General features: G+C 41.3%; 24 protein-coding genes and 1 pseudogene. 7 read left to right on the forward strand and 18 right to left on the reverse strand.

Annotated features, from left to right (window positions below; translation table 11 throughout):
- Positions 1–11 precede the first annotated feature (11 nt).
- The 6 genes from sdhA to rimM all read right to left on the reverse strand — a co-directional run bounded on the left by sdhA (position 12) and on the right by rimM (position 5,301).
- Positions 12–1,856, reverse strand: coding sequence for a succinate dehydrogenase flavoprotein subunit (gene sdhA / locus J7R13_RS01055; protein WP_208437077.1), 1,845 nt, complete (start codon positions 1,854–1,856; stop codon positions 12–14).
- A 5-nt stretch (positions 1,857–1,861) separates the two neighbouring features.
- Positions 1,862–2,248 (reverse strand): succinate dehydrogenase, hydrophobic membrane anchor protein, encoded by a 387-nt coding sequence (gene sdhD, locus J7R13_RS01060; RefSeq protein ID WP_208437078.1) that lies wholly within the window; start codon positions 2,246–2,248, stop codon positions 1,862–1,864.
- 15 nt (positions 2,249–2,263) lie between these two features.
- Entirely contained in the window at positions 2,264–2,665 is a 402-nt protein-coding gene (sdhC, locus tag J7R13_RS01065; RefSeq protein WP_208437079.1) for a succinate dehydrogenase, cytochrome b556 subunit, read from the reverse strand.
- Between the two features lie 475 nt (positions 2,666–3,140).
- Positions 3,141–3,581: a 50S ribosomal protein L19 gene (gene rplS, locus J7R13_RS01070; protein WP_208437080.1), complete on the reverse strand. Its 441-nt coding sequence runs from the start codon at positions 3,579–3,581 to the stop codon at positions 3,141–3,143.
- A 211-nt stretch (positions 3,582–3,792) separates the two neighbouring features.
- Positions 3,793–4,491, reverse strand: a complete 699-nt coding sequence (gene trmD, locus J7R13_RS01075; RefSeq protein WP_208437081.1) for a tRNA (guanosine(37)-N1)-methyltransferase TrmD — start codon at positions 4,489–4,491, stop codon at positions 3,793–3,795.
- Between the two features lie 267 nt (positions 4,492–4,758).
- On the reverse strand, positions 4,759–5,301 hold the full coding sequence (rimM, locus tag J7R13_RS01080; protein ID WP_208437082.1) for a ribosome maturation factor RimM: 543 nt from the start codon (positions 5,299–5,301) through the stop codon (positions 4,759–4,761).
- A gap of 129 nt (positions 5,302–5,430) precedes the next feature.
- Here rimM and J7R13_RS01085 point away from each other — a divergent pair, with 129 nt between their 5' ends.
- Together J7R13_RS01085 and J7R13_RS01090 are read left to right on the forward strand one after the other, a co-directional pair.
- Positions 5,431–6,252: a SapC family protein gene (locus tag J7R13_RS01085; protein WP_208437083.1), complete on the forward strand. Its 822-nt coding sequence runs from the start codon at positions 5,431–5,433 to the stop codon at positions 6,250–6,252.
- A gap of 2 nt (positions 6,253–6,254) precedes the next feature.
- On the forward strand, positions 6,255–7,223 hold the full coding sequence (locus J7R13_RS01090; protein WP_208437084.1) for a tyrosine recombinase XerC: 969 nt from the start codon (positions 6,255–6,257) through the stop codon (positions 7,221–7,223).
- Between the two features lie 24 nt (positions 7,224–7,247).
- On the opposite strand, the gene J7R13_RS01095 is transcribed toward J7R13_RS01090, so the two are convergent.
- A complete protein-coding gene (locus J7R13_RS01095) occupies positions 7,248–7,526 on the reverse strand; it encodes a BolA family protein (RefSeq protein ID WP_004857923.1) in 279 nt (92 codons plus the stop codon).
- A gap of 121 nt (positions 7,527–7,647) precedes the next feature.
- Between J7R13_RS01095 and J7R13_RS01100 the strand changes: the two genes are divergently transcribed.
- The 3 genes from J7R13_RS01100 to cobT all read left to right on the forward strand — a co-directional run bounded on the left by J7R13_RS01100 (position 7,648) and on the right by cobT (position 11,632).
- Complete coding sequence (locus J7R13_RS01100; RefSeq protein WP_078691565.1) at positions 7,648–8,268, forward strand: J domain-containing protein; 621 nt, start codon at positions 7,648–7,650, stop codon at positions 8,266–8,268.
- A gap of 464 nt (positions 8,269–8,732) precedes the next feature.
- A complete protein-coding gene (gene cobS, locus J7R13_RS01105; protein WP_208437085.1) occupies positions 8,733–9,719 on the forward strand; it encodes a cobaltochelatase subunit CobS in 987 nt (328 codons plus the stop codon).
- A 14-nt stretch (positions 9,720–9,733) separates the two neighbouring features.
- Positions 9,734–11,632, forward strand: a complete 1,899-nt coding sequence (gene cobT, locus J7R13_RS01110; RefSeq protein ID WP_208437086.1) for a cobaltochelatase subunit CobT — start codon at positions 9,734–9,736, stop codon at positions 11,630–11,632.
- A 403-nt stretch (positions 11,633–12,035) separates the two neighbouring features.
- Here the strand turns inward: cobT and J7R13_RS01115 are convergent, their stop codons facing one another.
- Together J7R13_RS01115 and rpmB are read right to left on the reverse strand one after the other, a co-directional pair.
- Positions 12,036–12,722 carry a VUT family protein gene (locus J7R13_RS01115; RefSeq protein WP_208437087.1) on the reverse strand — a complete coding sequence of 229 codons (687 nt, stop codon included), beginning with the start codon at positions 12,720–12,722 and terminating at the stop codon, positions 12,036–12,038.
- 117 nt (positions 12,723–12,839) lie between these two features.
- The gene (rpmB, locus tag J7R13_RS01120) at positions 12,840–13,145 is read right to left on the reverse strand and encodes a 50S ribosomal protein L28 (protein WP_208437088.1); all 306 of its coding nucleotides are present in this window, start codon (positions 13,143–13,145) and stop codon (positions 12,840–12,842) included.
- Positions 13,146–13,426: 281 nt separating this feature from the next.
- Here rpmB and J7R13_RS01125 point away from each other — a divergent pair, with 281 nt between their 5' ends.
- A complete protein-coding gene (locus J7R13_RS01125) occupies positions 13,427–14,203 on the forward strand; it encodes an SURF1 family protein (protein WP_208437089.1) in 777 nt (258 codons plus the stop codon).
- A gap of 264 nt (positions 14,204–14,467) precedes the next feature.
- Here the strand turns inward: J7R13_RS01125 and J7R13_RS01130 are convergent, their stop codons facing one another.
- From J7R13_RS01130 to htpX, 5 genes are all read right to left on the reverse strand, one after another.
- The gene (locus tag J7R13_RS01130) at positions 14,468–14,620 is read right to left on the reverse strand and encodes a DUF1127 domain-containing protein (protein ID WP_208437090.1); all 153 of its coding nucleotides are present in this window, start codon (positions 14,618–14,620) and stop codon (positions 14,468–14,470) included.
- Positions 14,621–14,980: 360 nt separating this feature from the next.
- On the reverse strand, positions 14,981–16,597 hold the full coding sequence (purH, locus tag J7R13_RS01135) for a bifunctional phosphoribosylaminoimidazolecarboxamide formyltransferase/IMP cyclohydrolase (protein WP_208437091.1): 1,617 nt from the start codon (positions 16,595–16,597) through the stop codon (positions 14,981–14,983).
- 173 nt (positions 16,598–16,770) lie between these two features.
- A complete protein-coding gene (locus J7R13_RS01140) occupies positions 16,771–18,480 on the reverse strand; it encodes a heparinase II/III family protein (protein ID WP_208437092.1) in 1,710 nt (569 codons plus the stop codon).
- A gap of 63 nt (positions 18,481–18,543) precedes the next feature.
- Positions 18,544–19,911, reverse strand: coding sequence for an RsmB/NOP family class I SAM-dependent RNA methyltransferase (locus tag J7R13_RS01145; RefSeq protein WP_208437093.1), 1,368 nt, complete (start codon positions 19,909–19,911; stop codon positions 18,544–18,546).
- A gap of 35 nt (positions 19,912–19,946) precedes the next feature.
- Positions 19,947–20,993 carry a zinc metalloprotease HtpX gene (gene htpX, locus J7R13_RS01150; protein WP_208437094.1) on the reverse strand — a complete coding sequence of 349 codons (1,047 nt, stop codon included), beginning with the start codon at positions 20,991–20,993 and terminating at the stop codon, positions 19,947–19,949.
- Between the two features lie 83 nt (positions 20,994–21,076).
- Here htpX and J7R13_RS01155 point away from each other — a divergent pair, with 83 nt between their 5' ends.
- Positions 21,077–21,292 (forward strand): DUF1674 domain-containing protein, encoded by a 216-nt coding sequence (locus tag J7R13_RS01155; protein ID WP_208437095.1) that lies wholly within the window; start codon positions 21,077–21,079, stop codon positions 21,290–21,292.
- A gap of 129 nt (positions 21,293–21,421) precedes the next feature.
- On the opposite strand, the gene rpsP is transcribed toward J7R13_RS01155, so the two are convergent.
- The 4 genes and pseudogenes from rpsP to J7R13_RS01175 all read right to left on the reverse strand — a co-directional run bounded on the left by rpsP (position 21,422) and on the right by J7R13_RS01175 (position 24,597).
- Positions 21,422–21,787, reverse strand: a complete 366-nt coding sequence (gene rpsP, locus J7R13_RS01160; protein ID WP_208437096.1) for a 30S ribosomal protein S16 — start codon at positions 21,785–21,787, stop codon at positions 21,422–21,424.
- 16 nt (positions 21,788–21,803) lie between these two features.
- Positions 21,804–22,132 (reverse strand): annotated as a pseudogene (locus tag J7R13_RS01165) (chorismate mutase).
- 24 nt (positions 22,133–22,156) lie between these two features.
- A complete protein-coding gene (gene ffh / locus J7R13_RS01170) occupies positions 22,157–23,728 on the reverse strand; it encodes a signal recognition particle protein (RefSeq protein WP_208437097.1) in 1,572 nt (523 codons plus the stop codon).
- 215 nt (positions 23,729–23,943) lie between these two features.
- The gene (locus J7R13_RS01175) at positions 23,944–24,597 is read right to left on the reverse strand and encodes a carbonic anhydrase (protein ID WP_425523221.1); all 654 of its coding nucleotides are present in this window, start codon (positions 24,595–24,597) and stop codon (positions 23,944–23,946) included.
- Positions 24,598–24,777 lie beyond the last annotated feature (180 nt).

Raw genomic sequence — 24,777 nt, forward strand, 5'->3', positions numbered from 1 at the left:
TTATTCTCCCCTTAGTAAACGCGTTTTTTAGGCGCAATACGCTTTAAATCAATACCGCCATCTACTTCAGATGTTAACGGCTCCACATGGACAGGACGATACGACAACGTTACCTTTCCTTCTTTTGATAAATGTGAAAGTGTATGTTTACGCCAATTTTTGTCGTCACGCTCTGGATAATCTTCACGTGCATGCGCTCCCCGACTTTCTAGACGTGCTTCTGCTGAATAAACAGTTGTTATTGCATTGGCCATGAGATTTTCAAGTTCTAATGTTTCAACCAAATCAGAATTCCATATCAGTGAGCGATCTGTCACTTTGAGATCAGACAGTTCACCCCAAATTTGGCTTATACGCTGACATCCCTGTTGCAAAGAATCTGCTGTACGGAATACAGCAGCATCTTCCTGCATAGTGCGTTGCATTTTTTCACGCAACACGGCGGTTGGTGTCCCCCCTTGAGCAAAGCGTAAACGATCAAACCGCGCCATAATTTCGTCAACGGCTGATTCATTGAGAGGTGGAATTTCTGCATCGCGGTCAATCACTTCACCAGCACGAATCGCAGCTGCACGCCCAAACACAACAAGATCAATCAATGAATTTGAACCCAAACGATTGGCTCCATGGACAGAAGCACACCCAGCTTCTCCCACTGCCATCAAACCTGGTTGAACACGATCAGGTGAATCTGCCGTTGGATTGAGAACTTCCCCATAGTAATTGGTGGGAATACCACCCATATTATAATGGACTGTTGGAAGAATGGGGATAGGTTCCTTTGTTACATCAACACCTGCAAAAATCCGTGCTGATTCAGAAATCCCCGGCAAACGCTCATGCAATATAGCAGGATCAATATGGTTAAGAACTAAATGAATATGATCCTTCTTCGGACCAACACCACGTCCTTCACGGATTTCAAGCGTTATACAACGCGAAACAAGATCACGTGAAGCCAAATCTTTAAAGGAAGGCGCATAGCGCTCCATAAAGCGTTCACCTTCAGAATTGACCAAATAGCCACCTTCACCACGCGCCCCTTCTGTGATTAAGCAACCAGAACCATAAATACCTGTAGGATGGAATTGAACAAATTCCATATCTTGGAGTGGCAGCCCAGCACGCGCGATCATTCCACCACCGTCACCCGTACAAGTATGTGCTGATGTTGCCGAAAAATAAGCACGCCCATAGCCACCCGTTGCGAGAACAACCATTTTAGCAGAAAAACGGTGTATTGTACCATCATCAAGATTCCACGCCACAACACCTGTACAAACACCATTTGTCATAATCAAATCAAGAGCAAAATATTCAATAAAAAACTGCGCATTATGCTTTAAACTCTGCCCATAAAGTGTATGCAAAATTGCATGCCCCGTACGATCAGCTGCTGCGCAAGTGCGCTGAACTGGCGGCCCTTCTCCAAACTCTGTCGTATGTCCCCCAAAAGGTCGTTGATAAATTTTACCTTCTTGCGTACGAGAAAAAGGCACTCCATAATGTTCTAATTCGTATACAGCGGCAGGTGCATTACGCACCAAATATTCCATTGCATCGGTATCACCCAGCCAATCAGACCCCTTCACCGTATCGTACAAATGCCATTGCCAATTGTCAGGCCCCATATTCGAAAGTGACGCTGCGATACCACCCTGTGCTGCAACCGTGTGCGACCGAGTTGGGAAAACCTTTGTGATACAGGCTGTTTTCAAACCTTGTTCCGCCATTCCAAGCGTTGCACGTAAACCTGCACCACCCGCACCAACGACGACGACATCAAATTTATGATCCACAGTGTGATAAGGAGCATTACCTGCTCTAACCCCCAGAGATGATACTTTGCTCACCATATCGTTTAACCTCCCAATGCAATCTTTAAGAGAGCAAAAATGATGACACCACCTAGAGCAAAACAAAACAAAATATTTAATACCAAGAAGAATATTTTTAGGCCCTCACGCGGAATATAATCTTCAATAACAACCTGCATTCCAAGCTTCATATGATAAAGAACCGAAAGAGTCATTAATCCCATTAAAACAGTAACAACAGGATGCGCAAGTCGTGCACGCACAATGCTATAGTCCTTTCCAACAAGTGAGAGAATAAGAACAATGAAAAATATTAAAAGCGGCAGATTTATAAAACCTGTTAGACGCTGTAGCCAAAAATGCTCTGTTCCTTCATGCGCACTTCCACGTCCACGGACTTTCCCAAGTTCTGTTCGAAAGTCTTTTTTCATATCTCTTTCCCCCAACTAGACAATGCTATATCCAATAATCCAAATCACAAAAGTAACAATAAGAGAAATAAACACTGTCGCCCAAGCAGTTACTGTTGCCTTTTCTTTAGCCAAAAGGCAAGGTTTTAGGTCCCAAACAATGTGACGAATACCACCAACCATGTGATGAACCCCCGCAAGAGTATAAAGAAACAAAATACAAAGCCCAGGCCAAGAACTATAAATCTTATGAATTGTTCTGAACATCTCAGCCCCACAGCTGACTGAAACTAACCAAAGAGCAAGAAAGACTATTCCGAAATAAAGAGCCATACCGGTGATACGATGCGCAATCGACATTGCCATCGTAATAGTCCAACGATAAATACTCACATGAGGAGAACGAGGGCGCTCTTTCATCCTAATTGTCTCTGTCATAAAATATCCTGACCTAGCTTTACTGCAACCACATCATGAGCGATAAAATTCGCACAAAACGATCCAGTGCATTATCACTTTCACTTATTTAGCATCTTAAAATGCCAACATTGCAGGTCGGTTATCTCAAATAACGGATTAAAGGTCACGCATATAAAAAACCGATTGTTCTACAGACGCAAGCCACAAAGCTCGCTTCAATCTAATACAATTTTATCTTCACGTCAAAGGTCTAACGTCGTTTCTCAAATACAAACATACATTTTTTTAACTACATGCATGCCCATTTTTAAAATATCAAGGATATACCCTTCAAGGATCTGATTTTCAGCCGTAATTTAAGAGAATTTAAAACAAAAAGACTCGGGAGAAAATCAACGTTTTTATGCGCACGAAAAGCCATTCCTTTAACCACAAACACGAACCATGGAAGACATAAAAGCCGTTTTTGCATAAATTCTATGAGATGCAATATTTACTCAGCATCTTGCGTTGTAGCATTTGCACTAACAGCTGCCGTTTCTGCTCTCTCAGCAACCTTTTCACCCTTTTTGCGGTAATCTCTCTTTTCAGAGATACGTGCAGCTTTACCTCTCAAACCACGAAGATAATAAAGTTTTGCACGACGCACTTTACCTCGGCGCACAAGCTCAACACCTTCGATCAAGGGAGAATAAATCGGAAAGACACGTTCAACACCTTCACCATAAGAAATCTTGCGCACTGTAAAGGTCTCATTCAACCCACCACCTGAACGTGCAATACAAATTCCTTCATAAGCTTGAACACGTGTACGTGTACCTTCGGTCACGCGTACCATGACGCGGACTGTATCCCCTGGTTGAAAAGCTGGGAGCTGGCGTTTTGCTTCAATTTTTGCACATTGTTCAGCTTCAAGCTGTGCGATAATATTCATTTCTTTTATCCTTCATGTTCTTTATCGAACAGTCAGAGCGCTCAACTCTTGCCAAAAAGCTTTTTCATACAAAGAAAAGAAGTTCTTTAGGCTATGCCTTACGCAGGAGCGAATACACCATTCCTTCATCTTAATTTGGAATTATAGAAAACCCTTTACAGAAAAACTCTCCAAAAAGAGAGCCATGCAATACACTACCTTACAACATGAATCAAGTTTCCTGACGATTTTTATCATAAAGAGCATAAAGATCTGGACGACGTTGACGTGTTAACAATTCAGCTTGCTGTTGACGCCAATCCGCGATAGCTTGGTGATGGCCTGATGTTAATACCGGCGGAATACCCCGCCCTTCGAAAAGAGAAGGGCGCGTGTACTGAGGGTGCTCAAGCAAACCATTTTCAAAACTTTCACATTTTGCAGAAGCCTCATTGCCCATAACTCTAGGCAAAAGACGTATAATAGCATCCAAAATAACCAATGCAGCGGTTTCCCCACCGGAAAGAATATAATCACCAATAGACACTTCTTCTAATTCCCGCGCTTCTATGACCCGTTCATCTACACCTTCAAAACGTCCACAAACCAAGGTTACACCGGATTCACGTGCCAAAGAACGTGCATAAGTTTGGTTAAAAGGGCGCCCACGCGGACTCATCAACAACCTTGGCGAATCATGTGGGCAGCTATCAAGTGCAGCGGCTAACACATCTGCCCGCATCACCATACCAGCCCCCCCACCAGCTGGTGTATCATCAACGCTATGGTGTTTATCCAAAGCAAAATCCCTAATCTGCACTGTCTCCAGCGACCATATTCCTCGCTCTAAAGCTTGCCCTGCTAAAGAATAACCCAAAAAGCCTGGAAACATCTCAGGATAAAGCGTTAAAATACGCGCTTGAAACTTCATTTTTTCATTCTTTCATCCTTCGTTTTAGCAAAAACTATAACAGTACCAACCGGTTCTCTCATTAACACTACAGTGTTTATCCAAAGCAAGATCATTCATCGACTCTGTACAAAACACTCCGATACTCTGCTTTAAAGCGTGTCTTGCTAAGAATGCTCAAAAATTCAAGAAACATTTCAAGATTCTGCTAACCCATATGCTTGAAAGCACGTTCTTGCATTCCTTCATTTTTTGCCTTCATTTGTTTGGTTCGAGCTCTTTTTCCCTTTAATTTTTTTCTGCTGCATCACTTAAACCAGCAGCCACTGGATCAACAATAAGAAAATCAGAAGCAATGCAAATTTCTGGCACCGCCACTTTGCTAAAGGGAATAAGCACAGTTTCGCCCGTATTCAAACGTATTTCAAGCAAGTCACCAGCCCCAAAATTAAAAAAACCACTCACCTCGCCCAATATTTGACCAACACAATTCTGAACACGAAGCCCAATGAGATCAACTTGATAAAATTCATCCTCTTCCAAATCATCCACCAATTGGTCGCGGACAACATAAAGGCGAATCCCTTTTAAAGCTTCGGCAGCATTGCGATCTTCAATCCCTTTAAAATGCACAATAGCATTATTTTTTTGCATGCGAAGCGTTACAATTTCATAAGAGTGTCCCATATCATCATAAAGGGTACCATAAGCCTTTAAATGCTGTGGTTTATCACTTAAAGTTTTAACCAAAATGTCCCCTTTTATGCCATGGGGCGAACCAATAATGGCAAGATAGACTTTATTTTTAAGCTTTTTTTGATTATACTTCATGCGAAAATGTTATCTCTCGAAAATGAAACCTTCAATCTCGTAATTTTCTATTCAATCTTGTTGCCATATGAGACAATCTTCCTAAAAGACTTTTCTTGGTAACAAATAAATTAATAAAGGAGAAGTCTTATGGCAAATGTCATGCTGTTCTACAAAGATATTACCCCAATCAACAAAATTTCTCATAAAAATCTGAAGTTTGCTCCTCCAAGTGATATGTCTTTCGCCAAAGATACTCACTGGGTTCCTTTAGCAAGTAGTGAATATTTTCAAGCAGCACTAGACTATCCTATTCTGTTTATGTGTGCAGAAGACGAACAAAAGAAAAAACACTATACATCCGCTGCACTAGTAGGTCTTTCTAACGACGAAAATGACTACATTACTTCTGATAAAAGCTGGAAAACAAATACTTATGTTCCGGCTTTTGTCCGTCGCTACCCTTTTGTTCTTGCACAAATTAGCAATGAAAAAGAGCTTTCCGTTTGTTTTGATCAGCAATCAGGCATGTTTAATGAAGTTGCAGGCACGGAACTTTTTAATTCCGATGGTTCTATTTCACCTTTTATGGAAGAGCGTATTCAGTTTCTTGAAAGCTTTAAAATCGCTATGGAAAAAACCTCTGAATTTATTGATGCTCTTTTAGAGATGGATCTTCTCAGTCAAAAATCAATCAATGTGAAAAACGACAAAGGCCTTTCAGCACAATTGGAACATTTCTGGATTGTTGATGAGGAAAAGCTAAATAAACTCTCTGCAAGCCAACTAGCCAAGCTCCATAAAAATGGCTTTTTAGGATTGATTTTTGCGCATCTTATGTCAACGCATAATCTTTTAAAAATACTCTCTTTAAAAGGTGAAAAGCACCTCGGTAATCATGAAGAACAATTGCAAAAAAAGAGTGACGACTCTGAAAACGACACCCCTAAAAAGAAAGAGACTCTCAACTAGAGATGCCCGCAAAAAATGACGGTAGAAAAGATGAAAATGTCTTTCTGATTCCAGCTGACCATGCTGTTTTATCGGCAAGGAAAAATTGGTTAGATGGTCTTATAAGAACACGTCGCATGGCCACACAAACAGCTAAAGCCTATGAGCGTGACACACGACAATTTTTGTCTTTTCTCTGTCAACATTTAGGGCACCAACCGACCTTTAATGATCTCACCAATTTGCGCGTCATGGACTTGCGCGCTTATTTGGCTTATCGTCGCACGCACAATATAAGCGCCCGCTCTTTAAGCAGAGGGATGGCGGGTTTACGCTCTTTTTTTAACTACTTATCGCGCCAAGGAATAGTTAGCGTTCCTGCTGCTAAACTTGTGCGAACTCCAAAACAACCAAAATCGCTACCAAAACCTTTAGCGATAAAGTCAGCACTCCATATAGTCAAACAAGAAAATCAACAGGAAAATGAACCATGGATCACTGCCCGTAACGCTGCTGTTTTAACGCTTCTTTACGGCTGTGGAATGCGCATATCTGAAGCCTTAAGCCTCACACCAGAACAATTTTCCGATCCCCAAAGAACAAGTCTATTTGTAAGGGGAAAAGGTGGGAAAACACGCCTTGTCCCCCTCATTAAAGTCGTTTACGAAACTGTACACAATTATCTCAAATGCTGCCCGTATCCTTTAGTGGACACTCAACCAATGTTCCGCGGCGCCCGAGGGGGTGTCTTACAGCCAGCCATTATTCAACGAGCCGTTCGAAATTTACGTGTAAACCTTGGTTTACCAGAAACTGCTACCCCCCATACATTACGTCATTCTTTTGCCACCCACCTTTTGTCACGGGGAGGAGATTTGCGCACTATTCAAGAACTTCTAGGCCATGCCTGCCTCTCGACTACACAAGCCTACACCCATGTTGATACAGACTACTTGCTGGAAATTTATCGAAAAGCACACCCCCGCTCTTGAAAAAGTTTTAAACAACGAGGAAAATTAAACAGATTCAACCTCAAGTGCCAAAGCATGAACACAAGTTGCTAATTCTTTCTGTAAAACTTGATAAATCGCTCGATGTACCTCCACACGCTTCATACCAGAAAAAGAAGAAGACAGTATTTTCACCCGAAAATGCGTTTCCCCTTTACCATCAAAAGCATGCTCATCATGAGGATGCCCCTCATGAAGATGACTCTCGTTAATTACCTCAAGTTTCTGTGGATGAAAAGCGTCTTGGAGCTTCATCTGAATCGTTGTCTGGATTGCAGTAGACATTTTTTATTCCTTCATAAAATGAACAGTGTAATGCACCTTTTTCATTATTAAATGAGTGTGAAAATAAATTTTTCAAAAGTCAATTCTTGTCAAATCAATCGATTTTGCATAAACCAAAGATATGACAATAACATCTAAATTATTCGACTCAATTCGAATCAGCTCTAATAAAAAGCAAAAAGCTGAATCAGAAGCACAACAGTGTCAATGGGAAGGTTGTGAAAAAACAGGAATCCATAAAGCACCAGCAGGTCGAAATCACGAAGGGCAATATCTATACTTTTGTATTGATCATGTACGTGCCTATAATAAAAATTTTAATTACTTCTCTGGTCTTAGCGATAAAGATATTGCAAAGTTCCAAAAGGATGCTCTCACAGGACATCGTCCAACATGGCCTACCGATTTTAGCAATAGCACGTCGAAAAAAACAGCAGCCAATTATGCACAAATTCGCTCTGGTACAGCTGCCTATCAAAATCGTATGCGCGACCCACTTACACTGTTTACTGGGCGTCATTCAGCCAATAATTTCTCACGAAAATTAAAACCTTTAGAAGCCAAAGCTTTTGATACATTGGGATTACCAGCAAATGCTTCAGCTGAAGATATCAAAACAAAATATAAAGAACTGGTAAAGAAGCACCATCCTGATTCCAACGGCGGCAATCGTTCTTCAGAAGAGCGTTTTCGCGATGTTTTGCACGCCTATAATTTGCTCAAGAAAGCTGGCTTGTGCTAACAAACAGCGGCACACACCCAAAGGAATTTTCTTCTGAATCATCTTGTTCCCATTGTACATCCACCTTAACTTATGCAAGAGTCAAGCCAGCATCATTATTCTTCTTTACCAACTGATAACTTTGCAATTACTCTCATATTTAGACAATACATGAGAGGCATATTTGCTGCTGCCTTAAAAAGCTTGGTTCATACGCCAATCCAACTTATGCGTGCAAGTGAGTCATTTTTATTGATTCACCATAAACAGATTTGAAATGGAGAGAATATTCCTGTATTCGGAATTCTCGTTTAAGTTGCAAAATGATAAATTTGTCTATTATTTTTCAGAAGCATGTTAAAATATCTGCTAAAGCGTTTCTTTCCTATCCAAGACTCTCATTGTAAAGCATTGCATAAGTGTTCTAACTCTTGTATCGTTCTCAACGAACGAAAATAAATGGCGTCCTTCCTTCCAGAAAAACAATGAAAAAAACAAAACTTCCCGTCGAAAATGTGCCCGATATTACGCTCTGCGCTCGTGATCTGTTTAATATTGATACGGATATGAAAGTGCCTGCTTTTAGCACAAAAAGCCCCCACGTTCCCGATGTAGATCCCGATTATCTTTTTGATCAACAAACAACTTTAGCGATTTTAGCAGGCTTTGCATTTAACCGCCGTGTTATGGTTTCTGGCTATCACGGTACAGGTAAATCAACACATATTGAACAAATTGCCGCACGTCTTAACTGGCCTTGTATCCGAATTAATCTCGACAGTCATGTTAGCCGCATTGATCTAGTAGGAAAAGATGCCATTGTTTTAAAAGATGGCTTACAAATCACTGAATTTAAAGAAGGTATTTTGCCATGGGCTTATCAAAACAATATTGCCCTTGTTTTCGATGAATATGATGCAGGCCGTCCCGATGTTATGTTTGTTATCCAACGCGTCCTTGAAGCCTCTGGACGGTTAAGCTTGCTTGATCAAAGCCGTGTCATCACACCTCATCCAGCATTTCGTCTTTTTGCAACTGCAAATACCATTGGCCTTGGTGATACGACAGGACTTTACCATGGTACACAACAAATTAATCAAGCGCAAATGGACCGCTGGTCTATCGTGACGATACTCAATTATTTGCCCCATAATAAAGAGATTGATATCGTTTGTTCAAAAGTCAAATCTTTTCAGACAACAGAAGGGAAAAAGACAATTTCACAAATGGTTCATGTTGCTGATATGGTACGTCAATCTTTTATTAATGGAGATCTTTCAACAGTCATGAGTCCACGCACTGTCATTACTTGGGCAGAAAATACAACAATTTTTCGAAATGTTGGCTTTGCCTTTAAGCTAACCTTTCTCAATAAATGTGATGAACTCGAACGCGCTACTGTCGCAGAATTTTATCAACGTGCCTTTGGGCAAGAACTTCCCGAATCACTCATTCATGGTGTTTTGCCTTAAGGGATATGTCAATCATGGCTACCGACACTGGCGACAAGAGCGAAAATCTCACAAACGATTCTCCCAACAACACTCTTGATGCTGAGGCTTTTAAAAAAGCACTTTCAACCTGTATTCGTGCAATTGCCGGCACGCCTAACCTTGAAGTTTCCTTTAGTCATAACAGACCCTCCTTAAGTGGAAACAACGCACGCTTACCAGAATTACCACAGCATGCAACAGATAAAGATATAAAAATTACCCGCGGATTAGGTGATTCTATGGCTCTACGCAAAGCATGGCACGACAACAGCATCCACACACAATTTGCACCACCAGAATCAGAAGCACGCGCCATCTTTGACGCTCTTGAACAAACACGTGTTGAAACAATCGGCACTTTAGCCATGGAGGGAATTGCACAAAATCTTGATGTAATGCTCGCCGATAAATATCAAAGAGCCCATTACCAAAAGATTAGCAGCCAAAGTGAAGCGCCTATACAAGAAGCAATTGCACTTTTACTACGCGAAAAAACAACAAAACGTCCTCCTCCAAAAGAAGCAGGACCTGTCTTGGAGTTATGGCGTCAAGAAATCGAACAAAAAGCCGCAACAGAACTGAACAAACTGACACATTATATTCATAATCAACATGCTTTTGCACAGATTGTTCGTCAAATGCTTGTTACACTCAAAATGGCAGAAAAACTAGAAGAAACTTCTGATAGTGAAAACAATAAAAAATTAAAAAACAGCTGTGAACCACAAAATCAAACAGAAGAAGAAAGCCAAAACAAAAAACACGCCCAGAGCAAAGAAAAAGCAACAACTGAACAAGAAAGCGATGCGCAAGACAAAGGAAAAACGCAAGCGACACAATCATACGACAATGATAAAGTCGAGGAAGAACAAGAAAGAAGCCCTTGGCAAGGAAAATCAAACAAATCTAAACGCTTTCTCGCCGATTCAGAACAAATGGAAAGACTTGGCAATTATAAAGTTTTTACCCGTCAATTTGATGAAGTTTTGGAAGCAACAGATTTTTGTTCTGAAAGCGAATTGGATCGCTTGCGCCATTATCTTGATAAACAAATCAATCATCTCCAAAACATCGTTGGACGCTTAGCAAACCGCCTACAGCGCCGCCTTATGGCACAACAAAATCGTAATTGGAATTTTGACCTTGAGGAAGGATACCTCGATACAGCACGACTCCCACGCCTTATCATTGATCCCACACAACCGCTTTCTTTCAAAATGGAAAGTAATACGCAATTTCGAGATACTGTTGTTTCACTCCTCATTGATAATTCAGGCTCAATGCGAGGACGACCAATTACTGTTGCAGCAAGTTGTGCGGATATTTTAGCACAAACTCTTGAACGTTGTGGCGTTAAAACTGAAATTTTAGGCTTTACTACCAAAACTTGGAAAGGGGGAAAATCGCGCGAACAGTGGCTTAACCAAAACAAACCCCATAACCCAGGGCGCCTTAATGATTTATGTCATATCATCTATAAAAGTGCTGATACACCATGGCGTCGTGCACGGCGTAATTTAGGTTTAATGATGCAGGAGGGATTGCTGAAAGAAAATATTGATGGTGAAGCATTGATTTGGGCGCATCAACGCCTTTTATCACGGCGCGAACAGCGTCGTATTCTCATGGTTATTTCTGATGGAGCTCCTGTTGACGATTCAACACTGTCCGTTAATTCCAGCAATTATCTTGAAAGGCATTTACGCGCCGTGATTCAAGAAATCCAAACACATTCGCCTATAGAACTCATTGCCATTGGAATTGGTCATGACGTCACACGCTATTATCAACGCGCTGTAACAATCATGAATGCCGAAGAACTCGCCAATGCTATAACAAAACAATTAGAAACGCTTTTTAGCGATAAAAAAACGCATCCGCATAAAAGGTAAAAAAGCTTTTTAAATCAGCAACACGATAGCATATTGTGACATTGAAATACGCATCTATACAAACCGATACCGTCACTCTATTTTCCAGCTATCAATATTGCCAAAACTTCCACATTTAAATGATTCATGAGAAGTATTCTTAGCTTTTTCTTAAACGATTTTTACCCACACATCTCTTGTGACGCACAAGTGAACAATTTTTATTGATTTGTGATGAGAAGATTTGAAATCAGAGAATCTTATTGTATTCGGGACTCTTATTCAAGTTGAAAAATGATAAACTATCATTTACAAATTAATGTGTTATTATAAAAAACATCTATACTGTATATACTGCTAAAGTACCTCTCGCAAAAGACAAGGCAGCCTCTCCCGCCTTCAAGAAGAAGAGGATCAATAAATGTTACGCGTTACGAATAAAAGATGATTCATCTTTTGAATGATTTTTACAAAGAGGGATTTTTACAGCTCTAAGGATTGTTCCATAAGGAATCAACATAAACAGACTCATAACAATTTTTACCGAAAAATCGCCAAAAGCAAGTAAGAGCCAAATTGGAATCTCAACCTCTCCCAAAATAGTAGCCCCTGGGAGAGAATTATCGATATAACCTGTAATCTGATCGATAAAAGAAAAACAACTAGAAAAAGCAAGAGCAAAAAACACAACCGTATCCAAAGCTGAACCAACTAACGCTGCTGCTAACGGCGCTTTCCACCATGTTTTACGTCGCAAAGGAGTAAAAACAACAATATCGAGGAGTTGCCCAAATAAAAATGCTAAACTGGAAGCAATTGCAAGCCGCGGCGTAGCTAAGATCCAAGAAACAAAAAAGCCAGCAAAAAAACCAGCATAAACCACACGCCGTGCAGCAGATGGACCATAAAAACGATTGGTCAAATCATTAACTAAAAAAGCAAAGGGATAGGTAAAAGCGCCATAGGTCAGAAGTTCATTCAACCCAAACCAATAGACAGGATACTGAACCAAAACATTAGAAGCAGTCACAGTAAGACACATTGCAAAGATAGAAAAAGCAATAAACCTTTTCTCTTGCTGTGCTAATAAAAAATCGGGCGCTGAAGACATTTTTAAAACCTGAGACACGGAAGGAATCAAATACAACGATCAAAAAACAGCAAACCAAAAGACACTGTCTTCATAGAACGGAAACAAATGACTAAGCCTTGTCGTAAAAAAAGGTAATTACGCTGCTTGTTCAGTTTTTTGTTCAGCTTTCTTCTTAATGATTTGGCGCTTTAACAAACGGGCACGTTGCGACAATTCTTTATCATCGGCTTTGAGTAAAAAACCATCCAAGCCACCGCGGTGCTCAACAGAACGCAAAGCACTTGCTGAAACACGCAAACGGTAATTTTGCTGTAACACTTCCGAAATCAACGTCACATTGCAAAGATTTGGTAAGAAACGACGACGGGTTTTATTGTTTGCATGGCTAACATTATTACCATACAGAACCGCTTTTCCTGTCAATTCGCAAGCACGAGACATAAACTTCACCTTTGAACTCTAAAAAACTCTTTAAATCCCACTACCTACAAAACAGAATGAACGCAAAAAACGCACAACACTACCTTGAACGGGCATTATTAGGAAGTTGTGCTTTCTAATAGGGTGTCGACAACAAAAGGTCAAGTCTTTTGTAAAGCCTTGTGCATTCCTTACCGATTTATTTTGCCGCCTTTTCTTATCAAAGACATACAAAATGTTTTTTTTTCACGCTTACCATGTTAAAAGAAGAATACGCACCATCCTAAAAGGAAGCATCAATCATGAACCAAACAGATCCTTCCATGACAGAGCTTCAACACAAGCACACCGGTTTCTCTTTACTGCCGTTCGGCATTTTATGTATATGTTTTTTTCTTCTCTTTAGTGCACTAGGTGTATGGCAAATACAACGATTAAACTGGAAAACAAACCTTATCATCAGTGCCAATCAACGTGTTCATTTGCCTCCCATAAAAGCACCACCGCAAGATCAATGGGCGCATATCACTTTTGAAAAAGACGAATATCGACCTGTCATCATCACAGGAAAGTTTCTGACAGATAAAAATATTTTTGTCACTGCCGTTGCTCAAGATACCACAGGGTACTGGGTTTTGACCCCTTTACAAACAGCGGACAACACACTGACCTTTGTGAATCGTGGTTTTATCCCCATGGATGCACGCTATGACTTTCAAAACGCAGAGCAATCACACACGAATACCGCACATTCTGCCACACAGATAAAGCAAACTACAATTATAGGTCTGTTACGCATGAGCGAAAAAAATGGTTTTTTTCCACGCAAAAATAATCCTGACACGAACTTATGGTACACGCGCGATCTTCCCGCTATGGCACAAAAGCTTGGTCTCCCTACTGTTGCTCCTTATTTTATCGATGCTGGGAAAAAAACAGCTACACAAGCAACTCTCCCCATAGCCGGTTTGACCATTGTACACTTTCAAAACAATCATCTTGTCTATGCTATTACGTGGTTTACCTTAGCTGCAGGCGTTCTAGGAGCCTTTCTTTTTCTACTACGGCAAAAAAGCTAAAAAAGATAAGAAGCAACACCTCATAAAACATAGCTGTTAAATGGCTTTGCTTTAAGCAAGCATATACTCCCATAACAGCGCATACCCTACACCACCGTGTTGGGAATTTTACACGCCATTCTCTTTGCTTTTTCAAGAAACAGCAGACACAAAGGTGAATACACAAAAACCACCCATACACGTGCCCTCTTCATTGCAGAAAAAACAGAGAAAAAAAACGCCGCTCCCCATAATAAAGCATTCTCTCAAATGCCCCCACAAATTTTAGAAAGACTTATGAGAATAAAGCCGCGCAATTGAATCAATATTGCCACGATAGATGCCAAGATCATTAAGCTCATATGTTGAAAGATGACTCAACGCATTAACCGTCCGCCGATAACGACGCCAATTATTATAAGAACGCAAAATATTCATACTCTTCACCTCAACCTACGTTACTCTTTCTAAGGTATAAGGTAGAGCAAAATACAAAAAAGAGTTGTGCTATAACTTCATAACAGATATGCATACACAACATAATAAGCTCATTTAAAACTTATCTCTTTCTAAACAGTGAGCTCATTAAAAGCCGTTAATGGTGAAAATGCGGCAAATCTATAAAAATCATAGCCAGACCATGCGCAGCAACATCACTTTTTCATCACACATTAAGCTACCCAGTGGAAAAACTGCTGTTGTACCCACTTCAGCAGCTGCTAATAACTACACCCAGTTATCACAAAAGAAGCTTATTAAAACACTTGTCTCGTTTGAAAAAAGCACCCCTGAAAACTGTTAATGACGAAAATGCCGCACACCTGTAAAAACCATAGCTAAACCATGCGTATCGGCAGCGGCAATCACCTCTTCATCACGCATTGACCCTCCCGGTTGAATAACCGCTGTTACACCCGCTTCAGCAGCTGCTAATAAGCCATCTGCAAAAGGAAAAAAAGCATCCGATGCAACCACAGACCCTTTCGCAAGAGATTCTGTTAAGCCTGCTCTCCTTGCACTTTCTTCAGCTTTACGCGCAGCGATTTTTGCTGAATCAATGCGGCTCATTTGGCCCGCACCAATTCCAACTGTTGCGCTGTTTTTTGCATAAACGATAGCATTTGATTTGACGTGCTTCACCACCCGAAAAGCAAAATGAAGATCACGCATTTCATCTTGACTTGGCACTCGCTTTGTTACCACTTGCAGTTTGAGATCATCAACTACCACATTATCACGCGACTGCACTAAAATCCCACCCGCAAGCGTTTTAGCAATCAACCCTCCACAACGGGGATTAGGGACACCACCTGTTACCAGCAAACGAAGATTTTTTTTGCCTGCAATAATTTCACGTGCCGCCATTGTCGCATCAGGAGCAATAATCACTTCCGTGAAAATTTTAACAATCTCTTCCGCACATTCTTCATCAAGAGGTTGATTTAACGCAATAATTCCACCAAACGCTGAGACATTATCACACCGTAGAGCTTTCAAATAAGCCTCTTTCAAACTCCGCCCTTCTGCAACGCCACAAGGGTTTGCATGTTTAATAAGAGCAACAGCAGCAGTCCTTTTGGGATCAAATTCTGCCACAAGCTCAAATGCCGCATCTGTATCATTCATATTGTTATAAGAGAGTGCTTTGCCTTGCAAAAGTTCAGCTGTTGCAACACCATAACGTTTGTCACTATTGCGATAAAATGCCGCCTGTTGATGCGGATTTTCCCCATAACGCATAACGCTTTCAAGATGACCAGAAAAACTTTGCCAAGATGGTGTTTCAATTTTTAAATCCTGTGCAAACCATGCCGCTATCGCCGCATCATAAGCAGCAGTGTGTTCATAAGCACGCATTGCTAATTGACGTCGTATGGACAAGCTTAAACACCCATCATGCTTATTTAATTCAGCGAGAACCAACTCATAATCACGCACCGCTGTTACAACACCTGTATAAGCATGATTCTTTGCCGCAGCGCGGATCATTGCCGGTCCACCGATATCAATATTTTCAAGAATTGTTTGCCTATCCGCTCCAGATTGTGAAGTTTCTTCAAAAGGATAAAGATTCACTACCAGAAGATCGATTCCACGGATACCATGTTTCTCCATCGCATCTGCATGACTAGGATTCTCTCTTACCCCTAAGAGAGCACCATGAATTAAGGGATGGAGTGTTTTGACACGTCCATCCATTATTTCCGGAAACCCTGTAACTTCAGCAACATCTTTTACTGGTAAACCAGCAGTCATTAAGGCTTTAGCTGTTCCTCCTGTTGAAATCAATTCAACACCATAAGCGTGAAGCGCTTGTGCAAATGCAACCACACCCGTTTTATCAGACACAGAAAAAAGAACACGGCGAACCCGATGAAGATCAGGTATGGGAAAATTTTTTGCAACAACACCCATAACAGGAACCCTAAAAATGAAATGGTTAAAATTCTAACAGAACTGACTTATATGCATAAAATCAGTTTACACATTCATAGCACATGCCTTTATCAAAATACACTGAAAGGATAGAACGCTTTTTTTAACACACTAGAAAATAACTTTCTTTATCAATGTTATAAAAAAGCAAATCATTGTTCTAACGAACGGCGGATAAAACGCCAACGAACCTTTTCCTGAAATGCGGGACGAAAATATAAAACAATCTGTTGTGTGCGTTGCGGACCTGTTAATGCAGCAAAATCAATTGAATCTTCAAGACAAATATCAGCGTCAGGTGATATAAAATACCACACGTGCTCATCCCCCACAGCTAAACGCACACGCTTGCCATCGTAGTTGACTTGAACTTGCGGGTGAAGATGAAAGCGAACGGCAACATTATTTTGTTCACTTTGATCTACCTTATGTCTCTTGGAAGGCCCCTTGTTTGGCATAAAAAAGCGATCAAAACCCTCGATCATTTCCCCATTTGTCGCTAAAATAAGACCACGTTCATGAACAAGATTAAAAGGCCGCACATAACCATTATGGCTCGCAATAAAACCCGTTTTCTCTGAATCCTCTATACGACGCACTTTAACATCCGTTGGTCCCTCAAGCAAAAATGAAACGCCACTTCTCTTTTTTTTATGAAAAATTCCCACCGAACAATCATTAATCGTTGCTGTTGAATGTGCTGCTGTGACACGCCCTAAATGTCGATATTCCTCACGCCCATAAGGATTAACACCCGTGTTGATAATAAAGCGGCTCCCTTGTGAAGACATTTCAAAAGACAAACACCCTGAACAAGCGTGCTCCGCAGCAGAGCGTGGGGGAAACTTTCCTGTATCCGCAAGCACTGTCGTTTTATTGGCTTGTAAACGCTGAAACCCTGAATGGCGTGCATAACTAAAAGGATGCCCCGCAGTCTCATCAAGCTGCAAAATTGCCAATAAGCGTTCGGAAACAAGGGGGCCAACCCCATTAAAATGCGCTAATGTTTGGTCTTCATGAATAAAAAATCGTAAAGCTGGCAACATACGCTCAACAGAATCAATCAAAACACGCGGTGCTGTTTCATTGCTGTGCATAAAAAGATGACGTAAAGACAATAAATCCGATAACAAATTGAGTAAAATGATAGGACTACGCGAAATATGTCCACCATCAACCAAGATTTGGTGTGAAAGCTCTTCGATGAGGAAGGTTTGCACCTTTTTTTTCATTGCCGCAGAAACAGGTAAAGCAAGAGATGCAAATGTCAAAGCTGCTGCTGCTTGTAAACGTTGATCATTGTTTTCCATACTAGAAATCGTGACACGCAAATAACGAAATTGGAAACCAAGCGCACGCAAAAAGTGTTTCTCAAACCGCTCACTTGCTCCTTGCAAGAGCATTTTCGAATGACAGATCCACGAAATTAAACGCCGTGCTACAACCGGTGCACTCCAAGCAAGCCCCGTTACTTTTTTGCCACCATGATGAAGCCAATCTTCTAAGAGAGAACGCGCATGTGCCGCAGCTAAATCACTCTGTGCTGCCGCCATATGCCGCAACCAATGAAAATCATGAAGAGCTGCTTCCCATTCCGGTGTTGGTGGAACTAATGAAAAAGGGGAAGCAGCACCAGAATAAACAATATGGCCGGCAAAAGCAAAACGACCGTGATAAAATTCGTGTGCCATCACCGGATCAGCTAAATGCAAATCAACGGGATGCGCTAAAATTTTATGGGGACGAAACCCTGAAAATCGCCAACGAAACAGCGGCCCTACCCATAAACGCCGCATAAATTGGTGTGCCCCATATACTAAATCGGACGTTTTTACCTGAGGTCCTCTTACCGCAATTGCCACAATCTATCTCCATACATGCTGAATCATGTACAATTTCGGCCATTTTAGTAAATGAACCGTTAATTAAGATACTTTCCGCAAGCGCGCTGCAAAAAAACCATCCATTCCTAAAAACACTTTTTTCTCATCAGTAAAATTTTTGTGACAAAAATCAGCAGGCGTTGTTCGCAAAGTCCCCGCAAAAGTGAGCAAATGCGCCAGTGCGCCCATTTCCTCTGCACAAATAGGTTCTAAAACAATGTCACCACGTGCCGATAAAACTTTCTCAATGAGATCTTCACCTTCTTCTCTCGCCAATGAACAATTGGAAAAAACAATGCATCCCCCCTTCTTTACCAAAGCAATTGCCGCCGAAAGTAAATCATATTGCAACGCCGCTAATTTAATGACATCGTCTATCGATTTCGTCCATAAAATATCCGGATGACGCCGTATTGTTCCTGTGGAAGAACAAGGAGCATCAAGAAGAACAGCATCAAAAAGCTGTTCGGGATGAAAATTTCTCACATCCCCCTGCCAAGTGCGAACTGAAAAATGAAGCCGCTCCATATTTTCTTTTAAGCGCTTTACCCGATTAGCAGACATATCAACAGCTGTCACATCAGCCCCCTGCAAAGCTAATTGTGCTGTTTTTCCTCCCGGACTCGCACAAAGATCAGCAACATTTTTGCCCTGAATATTTCCAAGTAAACAAGCAGGCAATGCTGCAGCAAAATCTTGCACCCACCAAGCCCCTTGCCTATAGCCTGGTAAATCAGAAACAGAACAATCCACATGGCTTAACCGAACCGAACCATTGGGCAAAACAACACCGCCAAGCCGCTTAGCCCATCCAACACTGTCGGATTTAACTGTCAAATCGAGAGGGGGCGGAGTACTTTGAATTTCTAAAATCTGTTCAGCCTTTTCTTCTCCATAAGCTGACATTAACAGCTCCCCAAACCACACCGGAATTCCTTCAACGGTAGGAAGCTGTTGGCGCAACACATCTGCCTCACGTGCAACATTGCGTAAAAGAGCATTCACCATCCCTGAAAAACGGTGCATACGAGGATCAAGTTTAGCTACACGCACCGCTAAATCAATCGCAGCATGATCAGGAATATCAAGGTAAAGAATCTGTGCCACACTGATATGCAAAAGATGTTGCAATGAAAATGCTTGCGAAGGCAAAGACCGCACCAAAAAGCGTGATAAAGCAACTGTAATTTGTCCCCGATGACGCAACGCCGCTGCCAAAATAGCACGACACAGTAAACGATCTCGATGTGAAAAACTTAAATATTGTGGATGTCCATATTCATTATCCGTTAAACCCGAAAGAGACGCATGCTTATCAAGCACCGCCCCTAAAAGACGAACACACACCTGCCGAACAGCTAATCCCGGAACATTTTTTTCGGACACCTGCCCCGCTTTCTCGCGCTTCAAAACAACACCTTTATGCTTTTGTTCTCTTAAGAGCTCTATGATCGCGTTCTTTTTGAATCTTCATAACGAAGCCAAGAAGGACGTTTTGTAACGCGTCGAACAGTACCATTTTCCTGATTATCTGATACACGGGTTTGCACATTATGCTCCAAATCTTCATAATCTAAGCCCTTGCTTTTTTCATGCCAATCACCTTCTTTATTCCATCCCATACCTTTGCGTATAGCCCCCTTCATCTCCTCTGCTTGTCGACGAAGAGCCGCAATACGATTCGCAGTCGCCGGATGGGTAGAAAAAAGGCTATCAGCTCCTTCTCCGCTCAACGGATTGATAATAAACATATGTGCTGTTGCCGGATTATGCTCTGCTTCCTCATTGTATATTCCACGCCCACCATCGGCAATTTTACGCAATGCCGAAGCCAACCATAAAGGATTACCACATATTTCAGCTCCCCGCCGATCAGCAGCATATTCACGCGTACGACTAATAGCCATTTGCACCAACATTGCCGCAAAAGGCGCCACAAGCAAAGCAATAATGCCCCCAAGCCCTCCACCATGAGAATTTTCTGAAGAATTACGCGGCCCCCCCATAAAAAAAGCGAAATTCCCAAGCATAGAAATCGCTCCCGCAATCGTTGCAGTCAGAGTCATTGTTAACGTATCACGGTGCTCAATATGTGCTAGCTCATGCGCCATAACACCCGCAATTTCTTCCACACTCAATTTCTCTAACAACCCAGTACTCGCAGCAACAGCTGCATTTTGAGGATTGCGTCCCGTAGCAAAAGCATTTGGCTGCGCACTCTCAATAACATAAATTTTTGGTTGAGGAAGAGAAACTTTTTGTGCTAAATCGCTCACAATCTTATAATAAACTGGTGACGAATGCTGATCAACTTCACGCGCACCATACATGCGTAAAACGATTTTATCCGAATTCCAATAAGAAAAAAAATTCAAACCACTTGCCATCAAGAGAGCAATGATCATACCACTACCTCCCCCAACAAGATAACCAACCCCTATAAAAAGAGCGGTCATAAAAGCCAAAAGCATTGCCGTACGCATTATATTCATTACTCAAAAAACTCCATGATAAAAGACAATCATTTCTATATGATGGGGTTTTCTTTCTGCTTCTTCAATGGAATAGGTGTAAAATGGATAGAAAAGATAAGAAAATAAGCAAGCAAAATGCAACCACGGATAAACAGCAATTCCTCTCTCCCGCAGCACAACGCGCCCTAAACGAAGCTGAAGAAAGACGTAAGCATAAAATAAAGGAAGAAGTACCTTTAGAAAATGGTGGACGCGGTGGTAAAGACCCTTCACGCTATGGAGACTGGGAAATTAAAGGCCGCGCCATCGATTTTTAAAAGAATCATATTGACTTAAAAAAAACAAATACCCTCTTAAAGAAAATCCGTTTTTGGCAGGCAAAAACGGATAATATTTATTTTCTCTGCAAAAATTTTAAAAGTACGGTTTATTACTTTTAAGTGCAATCACGCTTCTTCTGCTACTGCAGCAGCTGCTTCTTCAGCAGCTTGCTTTGCTGCCGCAATGCGCTCTTGTGCCTTTTTGCCAGGTTCACCTTTGTGTGGATTATTGCGGGACGGACGCTTTTTTAAACCAGCCGCATCCAAAAACCGTAAAACGCGATCTGTTGGCTGTGCACCTTGACCAAGCCAATATTGAATACGTTCTTCGTTCAGCTTCACACGTGGTCCATCTTTAGGTAACATGGGATCCCATGCACCAACACGCTCAAGAAACCGCCCATCACGCGGACTACGAACATCCGCAACCACAATGTGATAGTAAGGACGCTTTTTAGAGCCTCCACGGGACAAACGAATTTTTAATGCCATATTTTATCTCCTATTTTCAGCTCTGGCTTTCGTTTAAATTTACTTGCTTTGTTTTTGTTCTTCAGCAATCAACTCATGATGATGCACAACCTCTTTAATGATAAACTTCAAAAATCTTTCAGCAAAATCAGGATCGAGATGGCTATCTATAGCCAATTGGCGCAACCGCTCAACTTGACGCTGCTCACGCAAAGTGTCGACTGTAGGCAAATCATAACGCGCCTTTAAGTGCCCAACAGCTTGCGTACAACGAAAACGCTCTGCCAAAATATGAACCAACGCTGCATCAAAATTATCGATAGAGACACGCAAATGGGCTAATTCATTCAATATTTTTTCCTGCATGATATTTCCTTCTTTCTTTACATCTTATTTTTTCTTGAGATGCTGAGGAAACATCCCCTTATCGGCAGTGTTATTGGAAAGACTAGGAAAAGTAAGCCCCCCACGCCCTGGAAGACCAGGTAAAGCCTTCCCTCCATTACTACTTTCAATCTGTTTTTGAAGTGTTGAGAGCTGCTTTGGATCAAACCCCGATAAATCAGGCAGAACTTTTGAATCGCTACCAACAGCTCCCATACTACCAAGCCCCATCTTAGCACCAAGCCCTCCTAACATTTTTCCCATCAAACCGCCTTTGCCCTTACCTCCCATAGCCTTGATCATATCAGCCATTTGACGATGCATTTTCAAAAGCTTATTAATATCAGCAGCACTTGTACCAGAACCCTTGGCAATCCGTTGTTTACGACTATGTTTCAAAACTTCAGGATGAGCACGCTCTAAGGGGGTCATTGACGAAATAATAGCCAATTGACGATTAAACAAACGATCATCAAGTCCCGCAGCAGCAATCTGATCTTTTACCTTACCAAAACCAGGCAACATTCCCATAATGCCGCCCATTCCGCCAAGTTTTTTCATTTTCTGCAATTGTTCCGCAAGATCATTGAGATCGAATTTTCCAGCCTGCATTTTTTTTGCAAAAGCGGCCGCTTTCTCATGATCCATTGTTTCAGCAGCTTTTTCAACTAAAGAAACAATATCACCCATTCCGAGAATACGATCAGCGATGCGGCTGGGATGGAACTCTTCCAAAGCATCTATTTTTTCACCAGTTCCAATTGCTTTAATCGGCTTCCCTGTAACAGCACGCATTGAAAGAGCCGCACCACCACGGCCATCACTATCCATACGTGTTAAAATAATTCCTGTAATTCCTACACGCTCATCAAAAGAACGTGCAAGATGAACAGCATCTTGACCAGTAAGACTATCAGCAACCAACATAATTTCATGAGGCAGAGAACATGCTTTAATCGCAGCCAATTCAAGCATTAAAGCTTCATCAATATGGTTACGGCCTGCTGTATCAAGAATCAACACATCATAACCGCCTAGTTTAGCTGCTTGTACCGCACGTGTTGCAATATCGACGGGAGACTGATCCGCAATAATAGGCAAACTTGCAAGTTGTGCCTGTTCTCCTAATTGGCGGAGTTGTTCCTGTGCTGCAGGACGGCGTGTATCTAATGACGCCATGAGAACTTTTTTATTATTTTTGTCCGTGAATCGCTTTGCAAGCTTTGCTGTTGTTGTTGTTTTTCCCGAACCTTGTAAACCTATCATCATGATAACAACAGGTGCTGGTGCATTTAAATCACTCAGAACGCCTTCATTTCCAAGAACATTAACCAATTCATCATGAACAATTTTGACAACCATCTGTCCAGGTTTAATTGATTTAACAATTGCAGCCCCAACAGCTTTTTCACGGACCCTATCGGTAAAAGAACGCGCGACATCAAGTGCAACATCAGCTTCCAATAAAGCGCGACGAATTTCGCGCAGAGCCTCTACTACATCCTGATCCGACAAAGCTCCACGCCCTGTCAAATGAGACAGTATGGAGCCAAGGCGCTCTTGTAAGGATTCAAACATTATCTACCTCATTGCTGCATAACACACAAACCAAAGTGGCATCCGAGGACGCATCGCGTTGTCGGATGTTGACCTCTGAGATCTCTTTATACCCTTAAAACGGGGTCTCAGTCAGTGGCTCCAAGTTAATTTTGTACCGAAAGCTCTTTCTTTCAAACAATAAAACCCTACCTTTGTCAAGATTTATCATACAATATCTTTAAAGAGAGCAAGAACTATACTTCAAAATTCTTAACCTCAACAGGCATAAAACAACCTGTTTCCTGTTCCATATTCCATAATTCACCGCTTGAAATATTAAACCAAACCCCATGCAGCGTTAAAATACCCTGATCTTTTCTTGCCTTTATCCACGGAAATGTTTCTAAATTCTTCAATGAATGACAAATAGAAAGTTGCTCTAATGCGATCTGCTGTTCTGACGCGGACAGCGACTTATTGCCAATAACTGCTTGTGCTGCTGGCGCCAAAAGGTTTATCCATTGACCAATAAAATCATTTGACGATAGAGACTTACACTTCCCCTTAAGAGCCGTGCTAATGCCCCCACAATGCGCATGACCAAAAACAACAATATGCTTAACTTCAAGCAATTGCACCGCATATTCAAGAGCTGCTGATGTTGCATGATATTGGTCATCCGGAGAAAAAGGAGGAACCAAATTTGCCACATTACGTAGCGTAAAAATTTCGCCTGGTTTAGTATCAAAAACTGTTTCTGGTACTACACGTGAATCACAACAAGCAATAACCAAAACCTCCGGTTTTTGCCCCTCAAGCGCTAATTGTTGATAATGCGCTATTTTATATGAAAAATGATTTTTTATAAAGGATCGGTAACCACTTAAAAGTCTTCTTGGTAAACACATAATTCTCTATTTACTTTCATTTGTATATTTTAACAAACAGATTATTAACATAAAAAAATACTAAAAATGTCCTCTCATCGTTGCAAAATATTTCCCTAGAAGAGCAAATTATTACTGTAAAACGAAAGCAACAAGTTTATCCTCTCCAAATAAATAACTATTCTCTTTAGAGAGAAGGTG

Source organism: Bartonella taylorii 8TBB, from assembly GCF_902825155.1.
In the GTDB taxonomy this organism is placed as follows: domain Bacteria; phylum Pseudomonadota; class Alphaproteobacteria; order Rhizobiales; family Rhizobiaceae; genus Bartonella; species Bartonella taylorii_A.